At 67.2% G+C, this 14,878-nt stretch carries 19 protein-coding genes and 1 other RNA gene; 12 read left to right on the forward strand and 8 right to left on the reverse strand.

Annotated features, from left to right (window positions below):
* Positions 1-202 precede the first annotated feature (202 nt).
* The 3 genes from ACGFI6_RS13445 to ACGFI6_RS13455 all read right to left on the reverse strand — a co-directional run bounded on the left by ACGFI6_RS13445 (position 203) and on the right by ACGFI6_RS13455 (position 1,471).
* Positions 203-535: a hypothetical protein gene (locus tag ACGFI6_RS13445; RefSeq protein WP_393118138.1), complete on the reverse strand. Its 333-nt coding sequence runs from the start codon at positions 533-535 to the stop codon at positions 203-205.
* A gap of 144 nt (positions 536-679) precedes the next feature.
* An RNA gene (rnpB, locus tag ACGFI6_RS13450) (RNase P RNA component class A) lies at positions 680-1,092 on the reverse strand.
* A gap of 10 nt (positions 1,093-1,102) precedes the next feature.
* Positions 1,103-1,471 (reverse strand): DUF952 domain-containing protein, encoded by a 369-nt coding sequence (locus ACGFI6_RS13455; RefSeq protein WP_393118140.1) that lies wholly within the window; start codon positions 1,469-1,471, stop codon positions 1,103-1,105.
* A 44-nt stretch (positions 1,472-1,515) separates the two neighbouring features.
* On the opposite strand from ACGFI6_RS13455, the gene ACGFI6_RS13460 reads away from it, so the two are divergent.
* Complete coding sequence (locus ACGFI6_RS13460) at positions 1,516-3,018, forward strand: S10 family peptidase (protein WP_393118142.1); 1,503 nt, start codon at positions 1,516-1,518, stop codon at positions 3,016-3,018.
* The gene (locus tag ACGFI6_RS13465) at positions 3,015-3,470 is read left to right on the forward strand and encodes a GNAT family N-acetyltransferase (RefSeq protein WP_393118144.1); all 456 of its coding nucleotides are present in this window, start codon (positions 3,015-3,017) and stop codon (positions 3,468-3,470) included. Before ACGFI6_RS13460 ends, ACGFI6_RS13465 begins: the two co-directional genes overlap by 4 nt.
* Here ACGFI6_RS13465 and ACGFI6_RS13470 read toward each other — a convergent pair.
* Positions 3,458-3,841, reverse strand: a complete 384-nt coding sequence (locus ACGFI6_RS13470; protein ID WP_393118146.1) for a GNAT family N-acetyltransferase — start codon at positions 3,839-3,841, stop codon at positions 3,458-3,460. The two genes, ACGFI6_RS13465 and ACGFI6_RS13470, sit on opposite strands and share 13 nt — an antisense overlap.
* Positions 3,838-4,686 carry a type I methionyl aminopeptidase gene (gene map, locus ACGFI6_RS13475; protein ID WP_393118148.1) on the reverse strand — a complete coding sequence of 283 codons (849 nt, stop codon included), beginning with the start codon at positions 4,684-4,686 and terminating at the stop codon, positions 3,838-3,840. Before map ends, ACGFI6_RS13470 begins: the two co-directional genes overlap by 4 nt.
* A 53-nt stretch (positions 4,687-4,739) precedes the next feature.
* Here map and ACGFI6_RS13480 point away from each other — a divergent pair, with 53 nt between their 5' ends.
* Entirely contained in the window at positions 4,740-4,928 is a 189-nt protein-coding gene (locus tag ACGFI6_RS13480) for a hypothetical protein (protein WP_393118150.1), read from the forward strand.
* Positions 4,929-4,992: 64 nt separating this feature from the next.
* Here the strand turns inward: ACGFI6_RS13480 and ACGFI6_RS13485 are convergent, their stop codons facing one another.
* Positions 4,993-5,664: a histone H1-like repetitive region-containing protein gene (locus tag ACGFI6_RS13485; protein WP_393118152.1), complete on the reverse strand. Its 672-nt coding sequence runs from the start codon at positions 5,662-5,664 to the stop codon at positions 4,993-4,995.
* A 284-nt stretch (positions 5,665-5,948) separates the two neighbouring features.
* On the opposite strand from ACGFI6_RS13485, the gene ACGFI6_RS13490 reads away from it, so the two are divergent.
* On the forward strand, positions 5,949-6,707 hold the full coding sequence (locus tag ACGFI6_RS13490) for a helical backbone metal receptor (protein ID WP_393118153.1): 759 nt from the start codon (positions 5,949-5,951) through the stop codon (positions 6,705-6,707).
* A 63-nt stretch (positions 6,708-6,770) separates the two neighbouring features.
* Complete coding sequence (locus ACGFI6_RS13495) at positions 6,771-6,947, forward strand: hypothetical protein (protein WP_393119763.1); 177 nt, start codon at positions 6,771-6,773, stop codon at positions 6,945-6,947.
* Between the two features lies 1 nt (position 6,948).
* On the opposite strand, the gene ACGFI6_RS13500 is transcribed toward ACGFI6_RS13495, so the two are convergent.
* Positions 6,949-7,437, reverse strand: a complete 489-nt coding sequence (locus tag ACGFI6_RS13500; protein WP_393118155.1) for an NUDIX hydrolase — start codon at positions 7,435-7,437, stop codon at positions 6,949-6,951.
* 89 nt (positions 7,438-7,526) lie between these two features.
* Here ACGFI6_RS13500 and ACGFI6_RS13505 point away from each other — a divergent pair, with 89 nt between their 5' ends.
* Positions 7,527-8,426, forward strand: a complete 900-nt coding sequence (locus ACGFI6_RS13505; protein ID WP_393118157.1) for an aldo/keto reductase — start codon at positions 7,527-7,529, stop codon at positions 8,424-8,426.
* Between the two features lie 24 nt (positions 8,427-8,450).
* On the opposite strand, the gene ACGFI6_RS13510 is transcribed toward ACGFI6_RS13505, so the two are convergent.
* Positions 8,451-9,296: an AraC family transcriptional regulator gene (locus tag ACGFI6_RS13510; RefSeq protein ID WP_393118159.1), complete on the reverse strand. Its 846-nt coding sequence runs from the start codon at positions 9,294-9,296 to the stop codon at positions 8,451-8,453.
* Positions 9,297-9,399: 103 nt separating this feature from the next.
* On the opposite strand from ACGFI6_RS13510, the gene ACGFI6_RS13515 reads away from it, so the two are divergent.
* From ACGFI6_RS13515 to ACGFI6_RS13540, 6 genes are read left to right on the forward strand one after another with little or no spacing between them, the layout of a single operon-like run.
* Positions 9,400-10,158, forward strand: a complete 759-nt coding sequence (locus tag ACGFI6_RS13515; RefSeq protein WP_393118161.1) for a phytanoyl-CoA dioxygenase family protein — start codon at positions 9,400-9,402, stop codon at positions 10,156-10,158.
* Positions 10,152-10,721: an SGNH/GDSL hydrolase family protein gene (locus ACGFI6_RS13520; protein WP_393118163.1), complete on the forward strand. Its 570-nt coding sequence runs from the start codon at positions 10,152-10,154 to the stop codon at positions 10,719-10,721. The genes ACGFI6_RS13515 and ACGFI6_RS13520 overlap by 7 nt, the downstream gene beginning before the upstream one ends.
* The gene (locus ACGFI6_RS13525) at positions 10,718-11,902 is read left to right on the forward strand and encodes a trehalase family glycosidase (protein WP_393118165.1); all 1,185 of its coding nucleotides are present in this window, start codon (positions 10,718-10,720) and stop codon (positions 11,900-11,902) included. Before ACGFI6_RS13520 ends, ACGFI6_RS13525 begins: the two co-directional genes overlap by 4 nt.
* A complete protein-coding gene (locus ACGFI6_RS13530) occupies positions 11,899-13,143 on the forward strand; it encodes an ABC transporter substrate-binding protein (RefSeq protein WP_393118167.1) in 1,245 nt (414 codons plus the stop codon). The genes ACGFI6_RS13525 and ACGFI6_RS13530 overlap by 4 nt, the downstream gene beginning before the upstream one ends.
* A gap of 4 nt (positions 13,144-13,147) precedes the next feature.
* Positions 13,148-14,044, forward strand: coding sequence for a carbohydrate ABC transporter permease (locus tag ACGFI6_RS13535; RefSeq protein WP_393118169.1), 897 nt, complete (start codon positions 13,148-13,150; stop codon positions 14,042-14,044).
* Positions 14,041-14,874 (forward strand): carbohydrate ABC transporter permease, encoded by an 834-nt coding sequence (locus tag ACGFI6_RS13540; protein ID WP_393118171.1) that lies wholly within the window; start codon positions 14,041-14,043, stop codon positions 14,872-14,874. Before ACGFI6_RS13535 ends, ACGFI6_RS13540 begins: the two co-directional genes overlap by 4 nt.
* Positions 14,875-14,878: the final 4 nt, after the last annotated feature.

Raw genomic sequence — 14,878 nt, forward strand, 5'->3', positions numbered from 1 at the left:
GCTCCGACTCCTCAGCGTGCTCCACGTCAGACATCATCTCGGTCATCAGATCTACTCCCACGATCGGGGAGTTACACCGAACTTCTTACAGTCCCGCGGCAAAGCGGCGGGGCGTGCGGAGGAACGCGGTGGACTGGGCCGGTGGGCTTGTGCTGTGGGTTTGCGGAAGCGGCGGTGGTGTTGTGTGGGGACGGCAGCGCGGTTAGAGAGCGGCGATGGTGGTGGCTCGTTGGGTGGGGGTTTGGGTGGCGGTGTTGAGGGTTAGGTCGAAGGGGCCTTCCAGGCCGTAGCCGTGGTGGCCTCGGGCGTTTCCTAGGTGGCGGCCGTGGTGGCGGGTGGACTCGCGTTGTTCGATGACTTCCAGAGGTGCGTCCAGTGCTATCCAGCGGACGTCGTACGGGGCGAGTGCTTTGCGCCAGGCGGGCATGATCGTCTCGTCGACGGGCATCTCGTCAAGGATCAGGTTGTTGTCGTTGTCGAGGAGGGCGAGTACGGCGGCGCGCATGCCGGAAGCCGGGGCCCGGGCCGCGGGCATGTCCGGCCCAGTTCGACGGGAACATGTCGTAGAAGTGGTCGAGTCCGACGACCAGGTACGGCTCGTGCAGCAGCAGTTGGAGTTCCCGGGCGCGAGTTGTGCAGATTGGCTCGGGCGGGGCTCGGCTGGGCTGGGTGGGGGAGGGGAACGGGTCGGTCTTTAAGCCGGATTCTGTCTAGTGCGATCATCCATCTACGGTGACCGTTGCCGGGCACCTCCAGCGGCCTACCCGCGAGCTCGGGCGGGCCGCCCTCGAACGCTCGCGCGGGTGGTGGTTTCCCACCGCCCTTCTTGGCCTTGCTCCACGTGGGGTTTACCTAGCCTCCGCAGTCACCTGTGGAGCTGGTGGTCTCTTACACCACCGTTTCACCCTCACCCGCACTCCTCTGAACCACGGGGTTCATCGGAGCCGCTGGCGGTCTGTTCTCTGTGGCACTGTCCCGCGGGTTACCCCGGGTGGGCGTTACCCACCACGCTGCCCTGTGGAGTCCGGACTTTCCTCGGCGGCCCGGTCCAGCGGAGCTGAACCAGGACGACGCGATCGCCCGACCGACCCGTTCCGTGCTCTCAGGATACGGCCTCCGCGGTCACCTCCGGCCACAGGCCGTCGGGAGCCCGCAGATACGGCCGTACGTCGACCACCGCGTCGAGGTTCAGCGGTCCGTAGATGTGCGGAAACGTGATCCCGGTGCCTTCGAGATCCTCGTCGCACAGCGCGGACACCAGGCGGGTGGTGTCGATGACCAGGAGGCACAGCGGCTCGGTCACGTCGTCGTACGCGAAGTTGGCCACCATCGCGACCTGTTCGGGGCGGGAGGCGTGGATGAAGGTCACGCCGTCGTCGAGGCTCTTCCCGCGCGTCGACCACCGGTAGCACCCGGCCTCGACCGCCGCCTCCCACTGTTCCACGAACGCGATGTGCAGAATCGTCGCCATAAGTCCAACGCTAGCCCGTACGGTCGTGGATTAGGGTGCTCGACATGGCCACCGAGGAGCGCAGCACCACCGACGCCAAAGACAGCACCGACGCCAACGAGACGAAGCCCGCGCAGCCGGTCGACGACCTGGTGACGACGCAGCACACGCTGACCGTCGATGGGCAGGAGTTGCGGTACACCGCGACCACCGGGCGGATCGTGCTCCGCGAGGAGGTGTACACCGACGGCAAGTTCGACGGGCTGAAGCCGAAGGCCGAGGTGTTCCTGACGGCGTACACGCTGGACGACCCCGACGGCGGCGCGCAGCAGCGGCCGGTGACGTTCGCGTTCAACGGTGGGCCGGGGTCGTCGAGCCTGTGGCTGCATCTCGGTCTGCTCGGGCCGCGGCGCGTGGTGTCCGGCGATGTCGGTGAGCTGGCGCCGCCGCCGTACGAGATTGTCGACAATGCGGAGACGCTGCTCAAGCACAGCGACGTGGTGTTCATCGACCCGGTGTCGACGGGGTTCTCGCGGGCAGCAGAAGGGGAGAAGCCGGGGGACTACCACGGGTTCACGCGAGACCTGGAGTCGGTCGGTGAGGTGATCCGGCTGTGGACGTCACGGAACGGCCGCTGGATGTCGCCGAAGTTCCTGGCCGGCGAGTCATACGGTACGACGCGTGCAGCGGGACTGGCCGCGCATCTGCAGCAGCGGTACGGGATGTACCTGAACGGAGTCATGCTGATCTCGGTCGTACTGGAGTTCGGCACGCTGGACTTCACGCCGGGCAACGACCTGCCGTACACACTGTTCCTCCCGACGTACGCAGCGATCGCGCACTACCACGGTCTCGTCCCGGACCGTGCGCTCGACGAACTGCTTGCCGACGCGGAGCGCTTCGCGGCCGGCCGCTACCCGAATGCGCTTGCCCAGGGCAACAGGATTCCGGCGGACTACCGGGCCGAGGTTGTCACCCGGCTGGCCGAGCTGACCGGACTCAGCGAGGACTACATCGACCGGGTGAACCTGCGGATCGAGCACATGAGGTTCTTCGGCGAACTGCTCCGAGCGCAACGCCGGACGGTCGGACGCATCGACGGCCGCTTCACCGGCTGGAACCCGGACTACGGCTCGGAGACCCCCGAACGTGACCCGTCGATGAACGCGATCACCGGCCCGTACTCGGCCGCGCTGAACCACTATGTGCGCGTCGAGCTCGGCTACGAGAACGATGTGCCGTACGAGATCATCAACATGGACGCCGCGAAGAACTGGTCGTTCAAGGAGTTCGAGGGCCAGCAGATCACGGTCGCGGAGAAGCTCGCCGAGGCGATGCGCGTGAACCCGCATCTGAAGGTGTACGTCGCATCCGGGCACTACGACGGTGCCACGCCGTACTTCGCCACCGAGCACACGCTCGCGCGCCTGCAGATCCCCGCGGAACTCACCGGCAACATCGAGACGAAGTACTACCCGGCCGGCCACATGATGTACGTCCACGAGGAGTCCCGCATCCAGCAGGCCGCCGACCTCGGCGCGTTCATCACCTCGGCCTCCAACAGATGATCCTGATTCGCCCCGCAGCCGCAGTACCGGCGCCGCAGGTCCCGGGCGTCGTACTGCGTCCTCCGGTGGTCGAGGACGCTCCGGCGCTCGCCCGGTTGTACTTCGAGGCGTACGACCCGGGTGTCGCGGCGGCGAGCGAAGAGGAGGCCCTCGAGGACATCAACCTCAGCTTCGAGGGCGGGTACGGGGTGCTCACGCCCGACCTGAGCCGCCTCGCGTGGGACGGCGACGAACTGGCCGGCGCGCTCCTCGTCGTCGAGCGCGCGCCGTGGCCTGATACGCCCGACTGCCCGTTCGTCATCGAGCTCTTCACCGCGCGCTCGCACCGCCGCCGAGGGATCGCGAAGCTCCTGCTCGCCTCCTGCTCGGCCGCGACCGTCGCACTGCGCGTCGAGGACAACAACACTCCCGCGCTGACGCTCTACCGGGCTTCCGGATTTCAGGAAGGGTAGATCCGGAAACCGCTGAACGTTCGATGCTCGAACGACGAGTAGAAGTCCTCCGCCGTGTCCGTCACCAGATCGACGCGCAGCGCCCCGGTCAGCGGCGCCGCGAACTCGAGCAGCGCCCGCCCGATCCCTTTACGCCGGTACGCCCGATGCACAGCCATCTGTGAAAGGTGCGCCTGGATGTAGCCGTCGCTCTGCAGGTACGCGAAGCCGATCACCTGCTCACCGTCCAGCGCGACGACCGTCGTCACACCCGGAGCGGTGAACACCGCGTGCGCACGCACCGGGTCGGCGGGCAGGCTCGGCCAGTCCTCCGCCTCGCAGATCGCGAGGATGCCGGACAGATGACCCTGCGAGTACTGCGTGACATTCACGGCAGGGTGAGGATCTCGGCGCCGGTGTCGGTGACGAGAAGGGTGTGCTCGAACTGTGCCGTCCGGGACCTGTCCTTGGTGGTCGCGGTCCAGCCGTCGTCCCAGAGGTCGTACTCGTACGAGCCCAGGGTCAGCATCGGCTCGATGGTGAACGTCATCCCGGGCTCGATCAGGTCGTCGAAGCGCTCGTCGTCGTAGTGCGGGATGATCAGGCCGGAGTGGAACGACGTCGAGATGCCGTGGCCGGTGAAGTCGCGCACGACGCCGTACCCGAAGCGCTTCGCGTACGACTCGATGACGCGGCCGATGATGCTCACGCGACGGCCGGGCTTGACCGCCTTGATGCCGCGGATCAGCGCCTCGTGCGTACGCTCGACGAGCAGCCGGGTCTCCTCGTCGACGTCGCCGACCAGGAACGTCGCGTTGGTGTCGCCGTGCACGCCGTCCAGGAACGCGGTGATGTCGACGTTGACGATGTCGCCGTTCTCCAACGGGCGGTCGTCGGGGATGCCGTGGCAGATCACCTCGTTGACCGAGGTGCACAACGACTTCGGGTAGTTGCGGTAGCCGAGCGTCGACGGGTACGCGCCACGCTCGACCAGGTAGTCGTGGCCGACCGCGTCCAGCTCGTCGGTCGTGACACCTGGCTTGGCTGCGGCGCCGACCGCCTGCAGCGCCTGCGCGGCCAGCTTGCTCGCGACGCGCATCTTCTCGATGAGCTCCGGTGACGTCACGTACGAACCGTCGTACGGCGTCGGGGCCGGCTTGTCGACGTACTCCGGGCGCGGGATGGAGGCGGGTACGTCGCGGCGCGGCGAAATGACGCCAGCAGTAAGGATCGACATGGTGAGATCATTCTAGAGACGTACGACAAGACTCCCGGGAGGTGGTCATCCAGATGAGCGACGATCACAGCAACGAGTGGTACTACAACACCAAGACCGGCAAGGTCGAGCCGTACCAGGGTGCGAAGTCGGGCGACCGGCTCGGGCCGTACAGCTCGCCGGAGGAAGCGGCGCGGGCGCTGGAGAAGGTCCAGGAACGCAACGAGAGCTTCGACAACGACCCGAACTGGAACGACGACTGAGGCTGGTCCGGACGTACCGAGGGGCACCACCGCATGCGGTGGTGCCCCTCGGTTGTTGCTGACGTCAGCGGGAGACCCGCTTCGCGGCGGTCTTGCGGGCCGGAGCCTTGCGGGCCGGGGCCTTCTTCGCCGCGGTGCGCTTCACCGCGGTCTTCTTCGCGGCGGTCCGGGCCGGCGCCTTCTTCGCGGCGACGCGCTTCGCGGGCGCCTTCTTGGCGACGGTCTTCTTCGCCGGGGCCTTCTTGGCGGCGACCTTGCGGGCCGGCGCCTTCTTGGCCACGGTCTTCTTCGCCGCGGTCTTCTTGGCGGCGGTCTTGCGGGCCGGTGCCTTCTTGGCGACCGTCTTCTTCGCCGTCGTCTTCTTGGCGGCGGCGGTCGTGCGCTTCGCCGGCGCCTTCTTCGCGACGGTCTTGCGGGCCGTGACCTTCTTGGCCGGGGCCTTCTTCGCGACCGTCTTCTTGGCGGTGGTCTTCTTGGCCACGGTCTTGCGGGCCACAGTCTTCTTCGCCGTTGCCTTCTTTGCAGGCGCCTTCTTGGCCGGGGCCTTCTTCGCCACCGTCTTCCGGGCGGCGGTCTTCTTGGCCGCACTCACCTTCTTCGTCGCTGTCTTCTTTGCTGCGCTGACCTTGCGCGCGGTTGTCGTCTTCGCGGCGCTGGCCTTCTTCGCGACAGTCTTCTTGGCGGGAGAAGCCTTTTTGGCTGTCGCCTTCCCTGCGGCTGCCTTCTTGGCTGGCACTCTGCCTCCTTGGTGCGGCTGAGGAAAACCACGGTGGATTCCTCGTCGTCATGATGATGACAACACTTGTGCGCTACGTAAAGCACCGGAAACGTCCGCAGGTTAAGGAGAACTGGCGGCGTGCCGGCAGGTAAATGCTCAAAATCCTTGTATGGAAGGGATTACGCCGCGCGTCGAGCATGCCGGAGACGCTCAAGAATTTCTTGGCGACACGCGGCACAAACAGCCCGGAAGTGCCCCGATCGGCGAGTGTTGTCATCGGCAACGTCCTGCGACGGTGAGGTGTGAAGGAGCAGATGAAGAGCATGTACGACGACCTGCGCAACGTCGTCGAACTACCGCGCGAGGTACGTCGCGTGGTGAGCATCGTGCCGTCGTTGACGGAGTCGATCGCGGCCACGGACGCAGACAAAATCGTTGGTGCGACCGACTGGTGTACGCAGCCCGCGGACCTCGACGTGGTGCGCGTTCGCGGTACCAAGAATCCTGATCTCGAACGCATCCGGGAACTCGCACCGGACGTCGTCGTCGCGAACGCGGAGGAGAATCGCGCAGTCGATCTCGACGCGTTGCGCGACGCCGGAATCGCGGTCTGGGTGACTGCACCGACAACGGTCGGAGAATCACTGGACTCACTCGGTCGCATGCTGTCCGCGATCATCGGCACCGAGCCGCCGTGGCTGCACGAAGCACGTGCCGTGTGGAGTGCGCCGTACGACGGAATGCGCCGGCGTGCGGTGGTGCCGATCTGGCGCCGGCCGTGGATGGCGCTGGGCCGCGACACGTTCGCCGGCGATCTGTTGTCGAGGATGGGCGTCGACAACGTACTGAGCGAATCCGGTGAACGTTATCCGCGGATCGAGTTGGACGCCTTACCGGAGTACGACATCGTGGTGCTGCCGGACGAGCCTTATGCGTTTTCTCCGGACGACGGACCGGAGGCGTTCACAAAACCGGCGAAGTGCGTCTCCGGCCGGCATCTCACCTGGTACGGCCCGTCCCTGGTCGAGGCCCGCGCGGTACTGAGCGGACAGCTGGCGTGATGTCCGCCACGATCGGCGCGCAACGTCTGGACTGGTTAGGTATGCCTCACCTACGCTCGCCGGGTGCCGTCGATGACCGCGAAGAAGAAGTGCTGCAAGGACAAGCCGAGGTGCAAGAAGTGCCCGGTCGTCCTGATGCGCCTGTCCAAGGCAGGCTGCGCCGAGCGGCTCGATCGTGTGCACTACAAGGTCGACAAGAAGGTCCCGAAGAAGGTGCTGAAACAAGCACGGGCGCGCTGACTCAGGATGCGCGGCGCAGCGTGATCGCGTCCGCCGCCTGACGGAGCAGACCTGGGATGGTGACATGCGCGGCCAGACCGGTCGCCTCCAGGTCGTCGCTGTACCACCAGCCGTGCTCGCTGATCGTCTGCTGCTCGAGCTCCTCCTGGTTCACGAACGTCACGTCGACCCGGTCGACCGCGATCGCGAAGAAGGTCTGGTGCTGGATGATCCGGCTGCCGCTGTAGTCGAACTCGATCGTGTTCGTCGCGAACGGTGCACCGAGGTCCGCGGCCGGCAGCTCGATGCCGACCTCTTCGAGCAGCTCGCGGCGCGCCGCGTCGGCGACGCTCTCGCCTGCTTCGACGCCGCCGCCGATGGTGAACCAGTACGTCGTCTGCGGCTTCAGCGGGTCCCAGCCGTGCAGCAGCAGGACCTTGCCGTCCGGGCGCACCGGCAGCACGCGGGCCGTTGTACGGCGCCGGATCTTTGCCGGCTGAGATTCGCTCACACCACAAAACGCTAAAGGACACAGCCCGTCGTACGTCGGGTACTGCGGCGCGTCTCACACTGGTTGTCGCGGGCACCTACGATCTTGGTATGGCAACGATCGGTCTCGGACTGGCGGCGCTGGGGCGTCCTGGGTACATCAACCTCGGGCACGACCAGGACCTGCCGCCGCGGCGTGCGGTGGACGACCTGCGGGCGCGTACGCATGAGCTGCTCGAGCAGGCCTGGCAGGCGGGTGTTCGGTACTTCGACGCCGCGCGTTCGTACGGACTTGCCGAGGAGTTCCTCGGCGAGTGGCTGACCCCCGAACGCCGCAGTCAGCTGACCGTCGGATCGAAGTGGGGCTATACGTATGTCGCGGACTGGCGCGACGACGCCGCGACGCACGAGGTGAAGGACCACAGCCTCGCGACCTTCGAACGGCAGTGGCCCGAGACGTTGCGCGCACTCGGCGGGCCGCCGGACTTCTACCTCGTGCACAGTCTCACCTCCGACAGCCCCGCTCTCGAGGACAAGCGCTTGCTCGACCGGCTGCGCGAGCTGGCCGCCACCGGTGTCCGCGTCGGCCTCTCCACGAGCGGACCGCGACAGGCAGAGACACTGGGCAAGGCGTTGACGTCCGGTACGCCGTTCTCCGCAGTCCAGGCGACGTGGAACGTACTGGAGACGTCAGCCGGTCCCGCGCTCGCCGAGGCGCACGATGCCGGGTGGTTCGTCGTCGTCAAGGAAGCGGTCGCCAACGGACGCCTGACGGCCCGCGCCGGCGAGACGCCGTTCAACGAGTTCGCGCAACAGCACGGTGTCGCTCCCGACGCACTCGCGATCGGTGCCGCGGCGGCGCAACCGTGGGCGGACGTGGTCCTCAGCGGAGCCACCACGGCCGCACAACTCGCCAGCAACCTCGCGTACAAGACCGACGGGCCGCTCGCGGAGTTCAACCAGCAACCCGAGGAGTACTGGACGGAACGCTCCGCCCTGCCCTGGATCTAGCGTCCTGGATCTAGCGTCCTGGAGCTAGCGCGTGACCGGTCGTTGGCCGGAGACGGTGGAGACCATGCGGTAGTGGCGAGGCGTCGCCTTGAAGCGTTCGTTGAAGAGCCGGTAGAAGTGGCTGAGTGACGGGAAGCCGCAGTCTGCGGCGACTGCGGCGATCGGGCGGTCCGTCATCCGTAGCAGCGCCGCGGCCCGGTTCAGCCGGAGTTGGTTGATCAGCGCCGTCGCTGTCTGTCCGGTGCCGGCCTGAATGACTCGGTTGATGTGTTCGCGGCTGCGTCCGGCCGCGTCGGCCAGTGCGGTCACGCCGACGGTGAGGGCGGTCGGGTCGTCGGCGATCGTGGTGATCGCGTCGTTCAGCCACGCGGGCAGGCTGGTGCCGGACGGCCGGTCGACGACGTCGCAGAGGATCTCGAGCAGGAAACGCTCGAGCTGCAACCGCCCGGCCGGGCCGGCGAGCAGTACGGATGTCAGCTCGGTGAGGCGTTGTAGTTGCACGCTGTCGAGCCGGTGCGTGATCGGGAGCCCGCCGTCCGACCAGGCCCAGTCCGTGTCGGCGAAGTACCTCGCTTCCAGTGCCCGCAGCGTTTCGCTCGGGAACGAGACGGCGACCTGCGCGAACTTCCGGCCCGGGACCTTCCGGAACAGGTGCACGTCGTCGGGCCGGATGAACACCAGGTCGCCCGCCTCGAGCAGCCGGCTGGTGCCGTCCACGACATGCACCAGTTCGCCGTGCTCGATCCAGGACAGCTCGGCGAAGTCGTCGTGCGTGTGCAGCCGGCCGACGAACCGGACCGCCTCCGTCCGGCGGCCGATGTAGTAGGTGTCGCCCGGCGCGACGTAGTCCTGAAGCCGCAGCACGGTCACAGCAACATCACTTGAGAGCAATTTTGAGTCCCTCAGCAGGAAGAAGCGTCACATTCGAGCATATAGCGTTGATTGCAGGAAGTGTTGCCAGAAGGAGACCGCGATGCCAACGACGACCCGCCGGTACGCCGACGACGGCTATGTCGTGGTGCCGGGCGTGCTCGATCCGGGCGCTGTCGAGGCGGCCAACGCGCACGTCGACTGGCTGCTCGCCCGGCACCCCGAGCTGACCCCCGAGCAGCTCGGGCACCGGCTCGCCAGGGACGATCCGTTCTGGATCCGGCTCGTCGCCGACCACCGCCTGCTCGACCTGGCACAACTGTTCGTCGGGCCGGACATCGCGCTGTTCGCCACGCACTACCTGTGCAAGCCGCCGCGCGCCGGCAAGGGCGTCGAGTGGCACCAGGACGGGGCGTTCTGGCCGCTGGAGCCGATGAGCGTCGTCACCCTCTGGCTCGCCCTCACCGACTCAGATCCCGACAACGGATGCCTGCGGGTCGTGCCCGGATCGCACCGATCGAAGCTGGAGAAGATGCGCGAGACCGACCCTGACACCGTACTGCGCAGCCGTATCGACGCCGAGGTCGACGAGACCGCGGCAGTGGATCTCGTCATGCGCCCCGGCGATGTCGAGGTGCACCACCCGAACATCCTGCACAGCTCCCGGCCGAACAGGTCGGACCGCTGGCGCCGTGCGCTGACGATCCGCTACATCCCGACCAGTACCCGGATCACCCGGCCGGAAGAGGCCTCGCCGTACCACCTGCGCGGCGAGATCGTCCCGGGCGTCAACAGCTATCTCGAGCCGCCGCCCTTTCGTCCTGGCCGGCACTTTCCCCCGGTCGATGGTGCGGCGTGCTGAGCGCGTACGGGCATTCGTGGGTGTACGGGACCGGGGCGCGACAGCACAGCGAAGGTTTCGTCGAGCTGGCCACGCGCGAGCTGGGGATCCGGCTCGACAACCAGGCGGAGAGCGGCAGCCTGAGTACGGAGACGGCACGGCTCGTGGTCGCCCGCCCACCGCGGCCCGCGGACGTGTTCGTCCTGATGACCGGCTTCAACGACGCCCGGCTGCACGGGGCGAATCCGGACGGACGGCGCCGGTACGCCGAGGCGCTGGAGATCATCCTCCACGCGCTGCACAAGGCCGAGCCGCAGGCCGTACTGCTGGCGATCGAGCAGCCGTACGTCGAGGACTACTCCGGTCACCCGCCGTACGACAAGGCGTCCGACGCGATCGTCGACGAATACAACGCGATCCTGCGGACCGCCGTGGAGCACTTCCCGCCCGGCGCCCGGACGGTGCCGGTCAAGGGCTGGGACGCCACCACAATGCTTGCCGACGACAACGTTCATCCGAACGACCGCGGTCATTCCGTGCTTGCGGACTGCCTGGTCGACGCGATCACCAGGAGCGCCCGATGACCGAACGCGAGCTCGAGCGCGAGGTACGGCAGCTCCTCGAGAGCCACTGGGACGACGCCCGCGGGTACTGCGTCCCGAACCCGGCGACGTACCCGCACCTGTGGCTGTGGGATTCCTGCTTCCACGCGATCATCTGGGCACACCTTGGCGACGACCGCGCCGTTCGCGAACTCGACGCGACGCTGGCCGGCCAGCTGGCGAGCGGGCTGGTTCCGCACATGCGGTACGGCGGCCGCCGCGCCGACTCGTGGCTGGGACCGCTCGAGCACACGTCGTCGATCACGCAGCCGCCGATGTTCGGCCACGCGGCCAAGGTGCTGAACTCGCTCGGCTTCGCTCCGTCGGAGCAGACCCTCGACCGGGCCCGGCGTGGACTCGACTGGTTGTGGAACAGCCGGCGTACCGACGAGGGCCTGATCTACATCGTGCACCCGTGGGAAGGCGGCAACGACCACAGCCCGCGCTGGGACGACTTCGGCGCGCCGGGCCGGACGCCGGACGACTACAGCAGGCCGGCGCGGACCGCGTGGAACAAGGCGCGTGTCCACGACATCACGTTCGCGGCCGACGGCAGTGCCAAGTGGTCGTCGTCCTTCGTCGTCTGCCCGGCTGCCTTCAACGCGTACGTCGCGTTCAACCTCGCCGAGTTGGGCGACCTGCTCGGCGATGCGGAGCTCACGGCCCGGGCCGAGCAGTTGAGCGAGGCGATCGACTTCCACCTGTGGGACGAGCGCGAACAGCTGTGGTCCGACCTGCCGATCGTCGGCGGCGGCCCGTCCGCGCGGTTCCCGACGAGCGACGCGGCGATGCCGGCGTTGGTGACCGCGGACCGCGGCAAGGCCGAGGCGGCGCTGCGGCAGCTCGGCGACCCGGTTCGGTTCGGGGCGCCGTACGGCCCCGCGAACGTTGCCCGGAGCAACGTGGCGTACGACCCGCAGACGTACTGGCGGGGGCCCGCGTGGCCACCGCTGAACTACCTGTTCTGGCTCGCGGCGCGTCGCTGGCAGTTCGACGGCGTCGCGACGCGACTGGTGACAGAGTCGGTCGACGGCGCTCTGCAGAGCGGGTGGGCCGAGTACTGGAACCCCGAGAACGGCGCCGGCCTCGGCGCCGCCCCGCAGACCTGGACCGGTCTGGTGATCGCCCTGTGTCCCAGAAGTGAAGGAGTGATCGAACGATGAAAGCGCGCAAAGTGATGGCTGGGGCAGCGATCGTGCTGGCCACGGCCCTGGTCGCCACCGCCTGTGGTGGCGGCTCGAAGGATGCGGGTGCCGGCACTGGTGAGCTGGCCTTCGCGCACAACAAGCCGTGGAACTTCGCTGCGTTCTCCAAGGTGTCGCAGCAAGACATCGGGATCGGCCTGAAGAGCACGCAGTACTCGGGCGATCCGTACCGGGCGTTCATCCGGCAGTCGTTCCGTACCAAGGAGAGCCCGGGGCTGTTCACCTGGGAGGTCAGCACCGCGCTCGACGAGCTCGCGGAGCAGGGTGTCATCGCGGAGACGACGGACCTGTGGACCGAGGCGGTCGACAAGGGGTACGTGACCGACTCCGTCCGGCAGTTGTACACCGTGGACGGCAAGCAGTACTGCACGCCGATCAGCGTCGACGACTGGGTGATGTTCTACAACAAGGCGATCTTCACCAAGTACAAGATCCAGGTGCCGACCACCTGGGCCCAGCTGATGCAGGTCGCCGCCGTCCTCAAGCAGCACGGCGTGACCCCGTTCTGGAACCAGACCAAGAACTTCTCGTTCGTGTGGTTCCAGACGTTGCTCGCCGGCACCGACCTGCAGCTGTACAACGACCTGTCCACGGGCAAGGCGAAGTACACCGACCCGCGCGTGGTCGCGGTGATGAACAACTGGCTCGACCTGCAGAAGAAGGGGTACTTCAACGACCCCGGCCAGACCGACTTCGCCCGCGACCTGATGCGTGAGGGCAAGATCGCGATGGCGCCCGAGGGCACCTGGTTCACCGCCGACGCCGCGCTGGCGGGGATGACGATGGGCAAGGACGTCGACATGTTCGTGATCCCGGCGGTCAAGCCGGGGGCGAGCACGCCGATCGCGCTCGAGACCGCACCGGTCTGTGTCGGCGCGAGTTCGAAGCAGAAGAGCCTCGGCCTGAAGTTCTCCCAGTGGTGGATGTCGCCGCAGGGCCAGCAGCCGTGGGTGAAGCAGCAGGGCAACCTGCCGTTCAACACCAAGGCCGAGGCGCCGACGCCGCAGATGAAGACGCTCAAGACGACGCTTGCCGCCGGCAAGTACGAGTACTACAACCGGTACTACGAGGCGGCGCCGGTGCCGATCCGGACGGTCGCGCTGGAGCAGTTCAGCGCGTTCCTGACCAACCGCGGCGACCCGATGCCGTACCTGAAGGCGATCCAGGCGGCCGCCGACGAGTACTGGGCCGGGCGATAGCCAGGTGAAGCGGTCGGGCGCAACGTCGTACCAGACCCAGGCTCGGGGCTTCCTCCTCCCCAGCCTGGCCCTGGTGCTGCTGGTCTTCTACGTGCCGGTGCTGTACACGTTCTACCTGAGCTTCACGAAGTACAACGGTCTGGGTAGGCCGGAGCTTGTCGGCCTGCACAACTTCGCCAAGATGTTCTCGGACACGGCGTTCCTCGGCGCGCTGAAGAACACGGCGATCTGGGTCGTCGGAACGCTCGTGCTGCCGGTCGGACTCGGGCTGCTCGTCGCCGTACTGGCGTACGGGTTCCGGGGGAGCGGCTGGTTGCGGCTGCCGTTCCTGGTGCCGTACGCGCTGTCCGGTGTGGCGGTCGGTGTGATCTGGAGCTTCATGCTGGGATCGGGCGGAGCGCTCACCCAGGCCCTGGAGTTCCTGAACCTGCCGGGCACCGAGTTGCGCTGGTTGCAGGACTCGCCGCTGAACACGGTCGTGATGGTGATCGCCGCCGCCTGGCAGGGCGTCGGCGTCAACGCGCTGTTGTTCACAGTCGGATTGCAGTCAATCCCGAAGGAGCCGCTGGAGGCCGCCCGGATCGACGGCGCCACCGGGTTCCGGCTGTTCAAGAACATCACCTGGCCGCTGCTGCGACCGTCGACGACCGTGGTCGTCGGATTGTCGATTGTCAACGGTCTGAAGACCTTCGACATCGTCCAGGCGATGACGCAGGGTGGGCCGGCCCGGTCGTCGGAGACGCTCGCCCTGACCATGTACCGCGACACGTTCGTGAACAGCGACTACGGACTCGGGTCCGCGGTGGCGATCTTCCTCAGCATCGTGACCGTCGGCGCCTCGATCATCTACCTGCGCCGCCAGCTCAGCCTGAGCAGCAGCAGCCTCGGAGGTGGCAAATGACGCCGTCGCGTACGGGGATCGCGATCCGCGTGACAGTGCTCGCGCTGATGGGCGCGCTGTGGCTCGTCCCGGTCTACCTCCTGCTCGCGAACGCCGGGAAGACGGTCCAGAACTACTCCGGATCGACGCTGTGGCGGCCGGGGTCGCTGGGAGCTCTCTGGGACAACCTGAGCTCGGTGGCGACCGGGACGGACATCCCGCGCGCGTTGGCGAACACCGCGATCTACAGCGTGGTCTCGCCGGCGATCGCTGTCGTCCTCGGCGCGACCGTCGGGTTCGCGGTGATCGTGCTGAAGCTGCGGCACGGGTTCCTCTGGTTCTTCGTCATCTACTGCGGCTCGGTGTTCCCGCTGCAGATGCTGGTGATCCCGTTGTTCGACAGCTACTCGCGGCTGGGCCTCTACGACTCGCTCGGCGGGATGGTGCTGATCTACTCGATCGTGTGCCTGCCGTTCTCCGCCTTCGTGATGCGCAACTTCTTCGCCGGCATCGCGGAGTCGGTCTTCGAGGCCGCCGTCGTGGACGGCGCGAAGACGGTCCGGATCTTCACCAGGATCTACCTGCCGATGTCGTCGAGCGCACTGGCGGTCGTGTTCATCCTGCAGGCGACCTGGGTGTGGAACGACCTCCTGCTCGGACTGATCCTGACCCAGAGCGGCACGACTCGTCCGGTGATGCCGGTGCTGACCGGTCTGCAGTCGACCGAGGGCGGCGGCGCCAGCTACACGGTGGTCCTGGCGGCCGCGATCCTCGTATCGTTGCCGACGGCCCTGTTGTTCCTGGTCTCGCAGCGCTACTTCGCCAAGGGACTGGCACTCGGCCAGTACTGACCCC

The sequence above is a fragment of the Kribbella sp. NPDC048928 genome (assembly GCF_043197975.1).
GTDB lineage: Bacteria > Actinomycetota > Actinomycetes > Propionibacteriales > Kribbellaceae > Kribbella.

What these genes read in the sequence shown, in the direction of transcription:
- ACGFI6_RS13445 (WP_393118138.1), bottom strand. Translation starts at nt 535, where the DNA reads ATGCCCGCGGCCCGGGCCCCGGCTTCCGGCATGCGCGCCGCCGTACTC.
- ACGFI6_RS13455 (WP_393118140.1), bottom strand. Translation starts at nt 1,471, where the DNA reads ATGGCGACGATTCTGCACATCGCGTTCGTGGAACAGTGGGAGGCGGCG.
- ACGFI6_RS13460 (WP_393118142.1), top strand. Translation starts at nt 1,516, where the DNA reads ATGGCCACCGAGGAGCGCAGCACCACCGACGCCAAAGACAGCACCGAC.
- ACGFI6_RS13465 (WP_393118144.1), top strand. Translation starts at nt 3,015, where the DNA reads ATGATCCTGATTCGCCCCGCAGCCGCAGTACCGGCGCCGCAGGTCCCG.
- map (WP_393118148.1), bottom strand. Translation starts at nt 4,686, where the DNA reads ATGTCGATCCTTACTGCTGGCGTCATTTCGCCGCGCCGCGACGTACCC.
- ACGFI6_RS13480 (WP_393118150.1), top strand. Translation starts at nt 4,740, where the DNA reads ATGAGCGACGATCACAGCAACGAGTGGTACTACAACACCAAGACCGGC.
- ACGFI6_RS13505 (WP_393118157.1), top strand. Translation starts at nt 7,527, where the DNA reads ATGGCAACGATCGGTCTCGGACTGGCGGCGCTGGGGCGTCCTGGGTAC.
- ACGFI6_RS13515 (WP_393118161.1), top strand. Translation starts at nt 9,400, where the DNA reads ATGCCAACGACGACCCGCCGGTACGCCGACGACGGCTATGTCGTGGTG.
- ACGFI6_RS13525 (WP_393118165.1), top strand. Translation starts at nt 10,718, where the DNA reads ATGACCGAACGCGAGCTCGAGCGCGAGGTACGGCAGCTCCTCGAGAGC.
- ACGFI6_RS13530 (WP_393118167.1), top strand. Translation starts at nt 11,899, where the DNA reads ATGAAAGCGCGCAAAGTGATGGCTGGGGCAGCGATCGTGCTGGCCACG.
- ACGFI6_RS13540 (WP_393118171.1), top strand. Translation starts at nt 14,041, where the DNA reads ATGACGCCGTCGCGTACGGGGATCGCGATCCGCGTGACAGTGCTCGCG.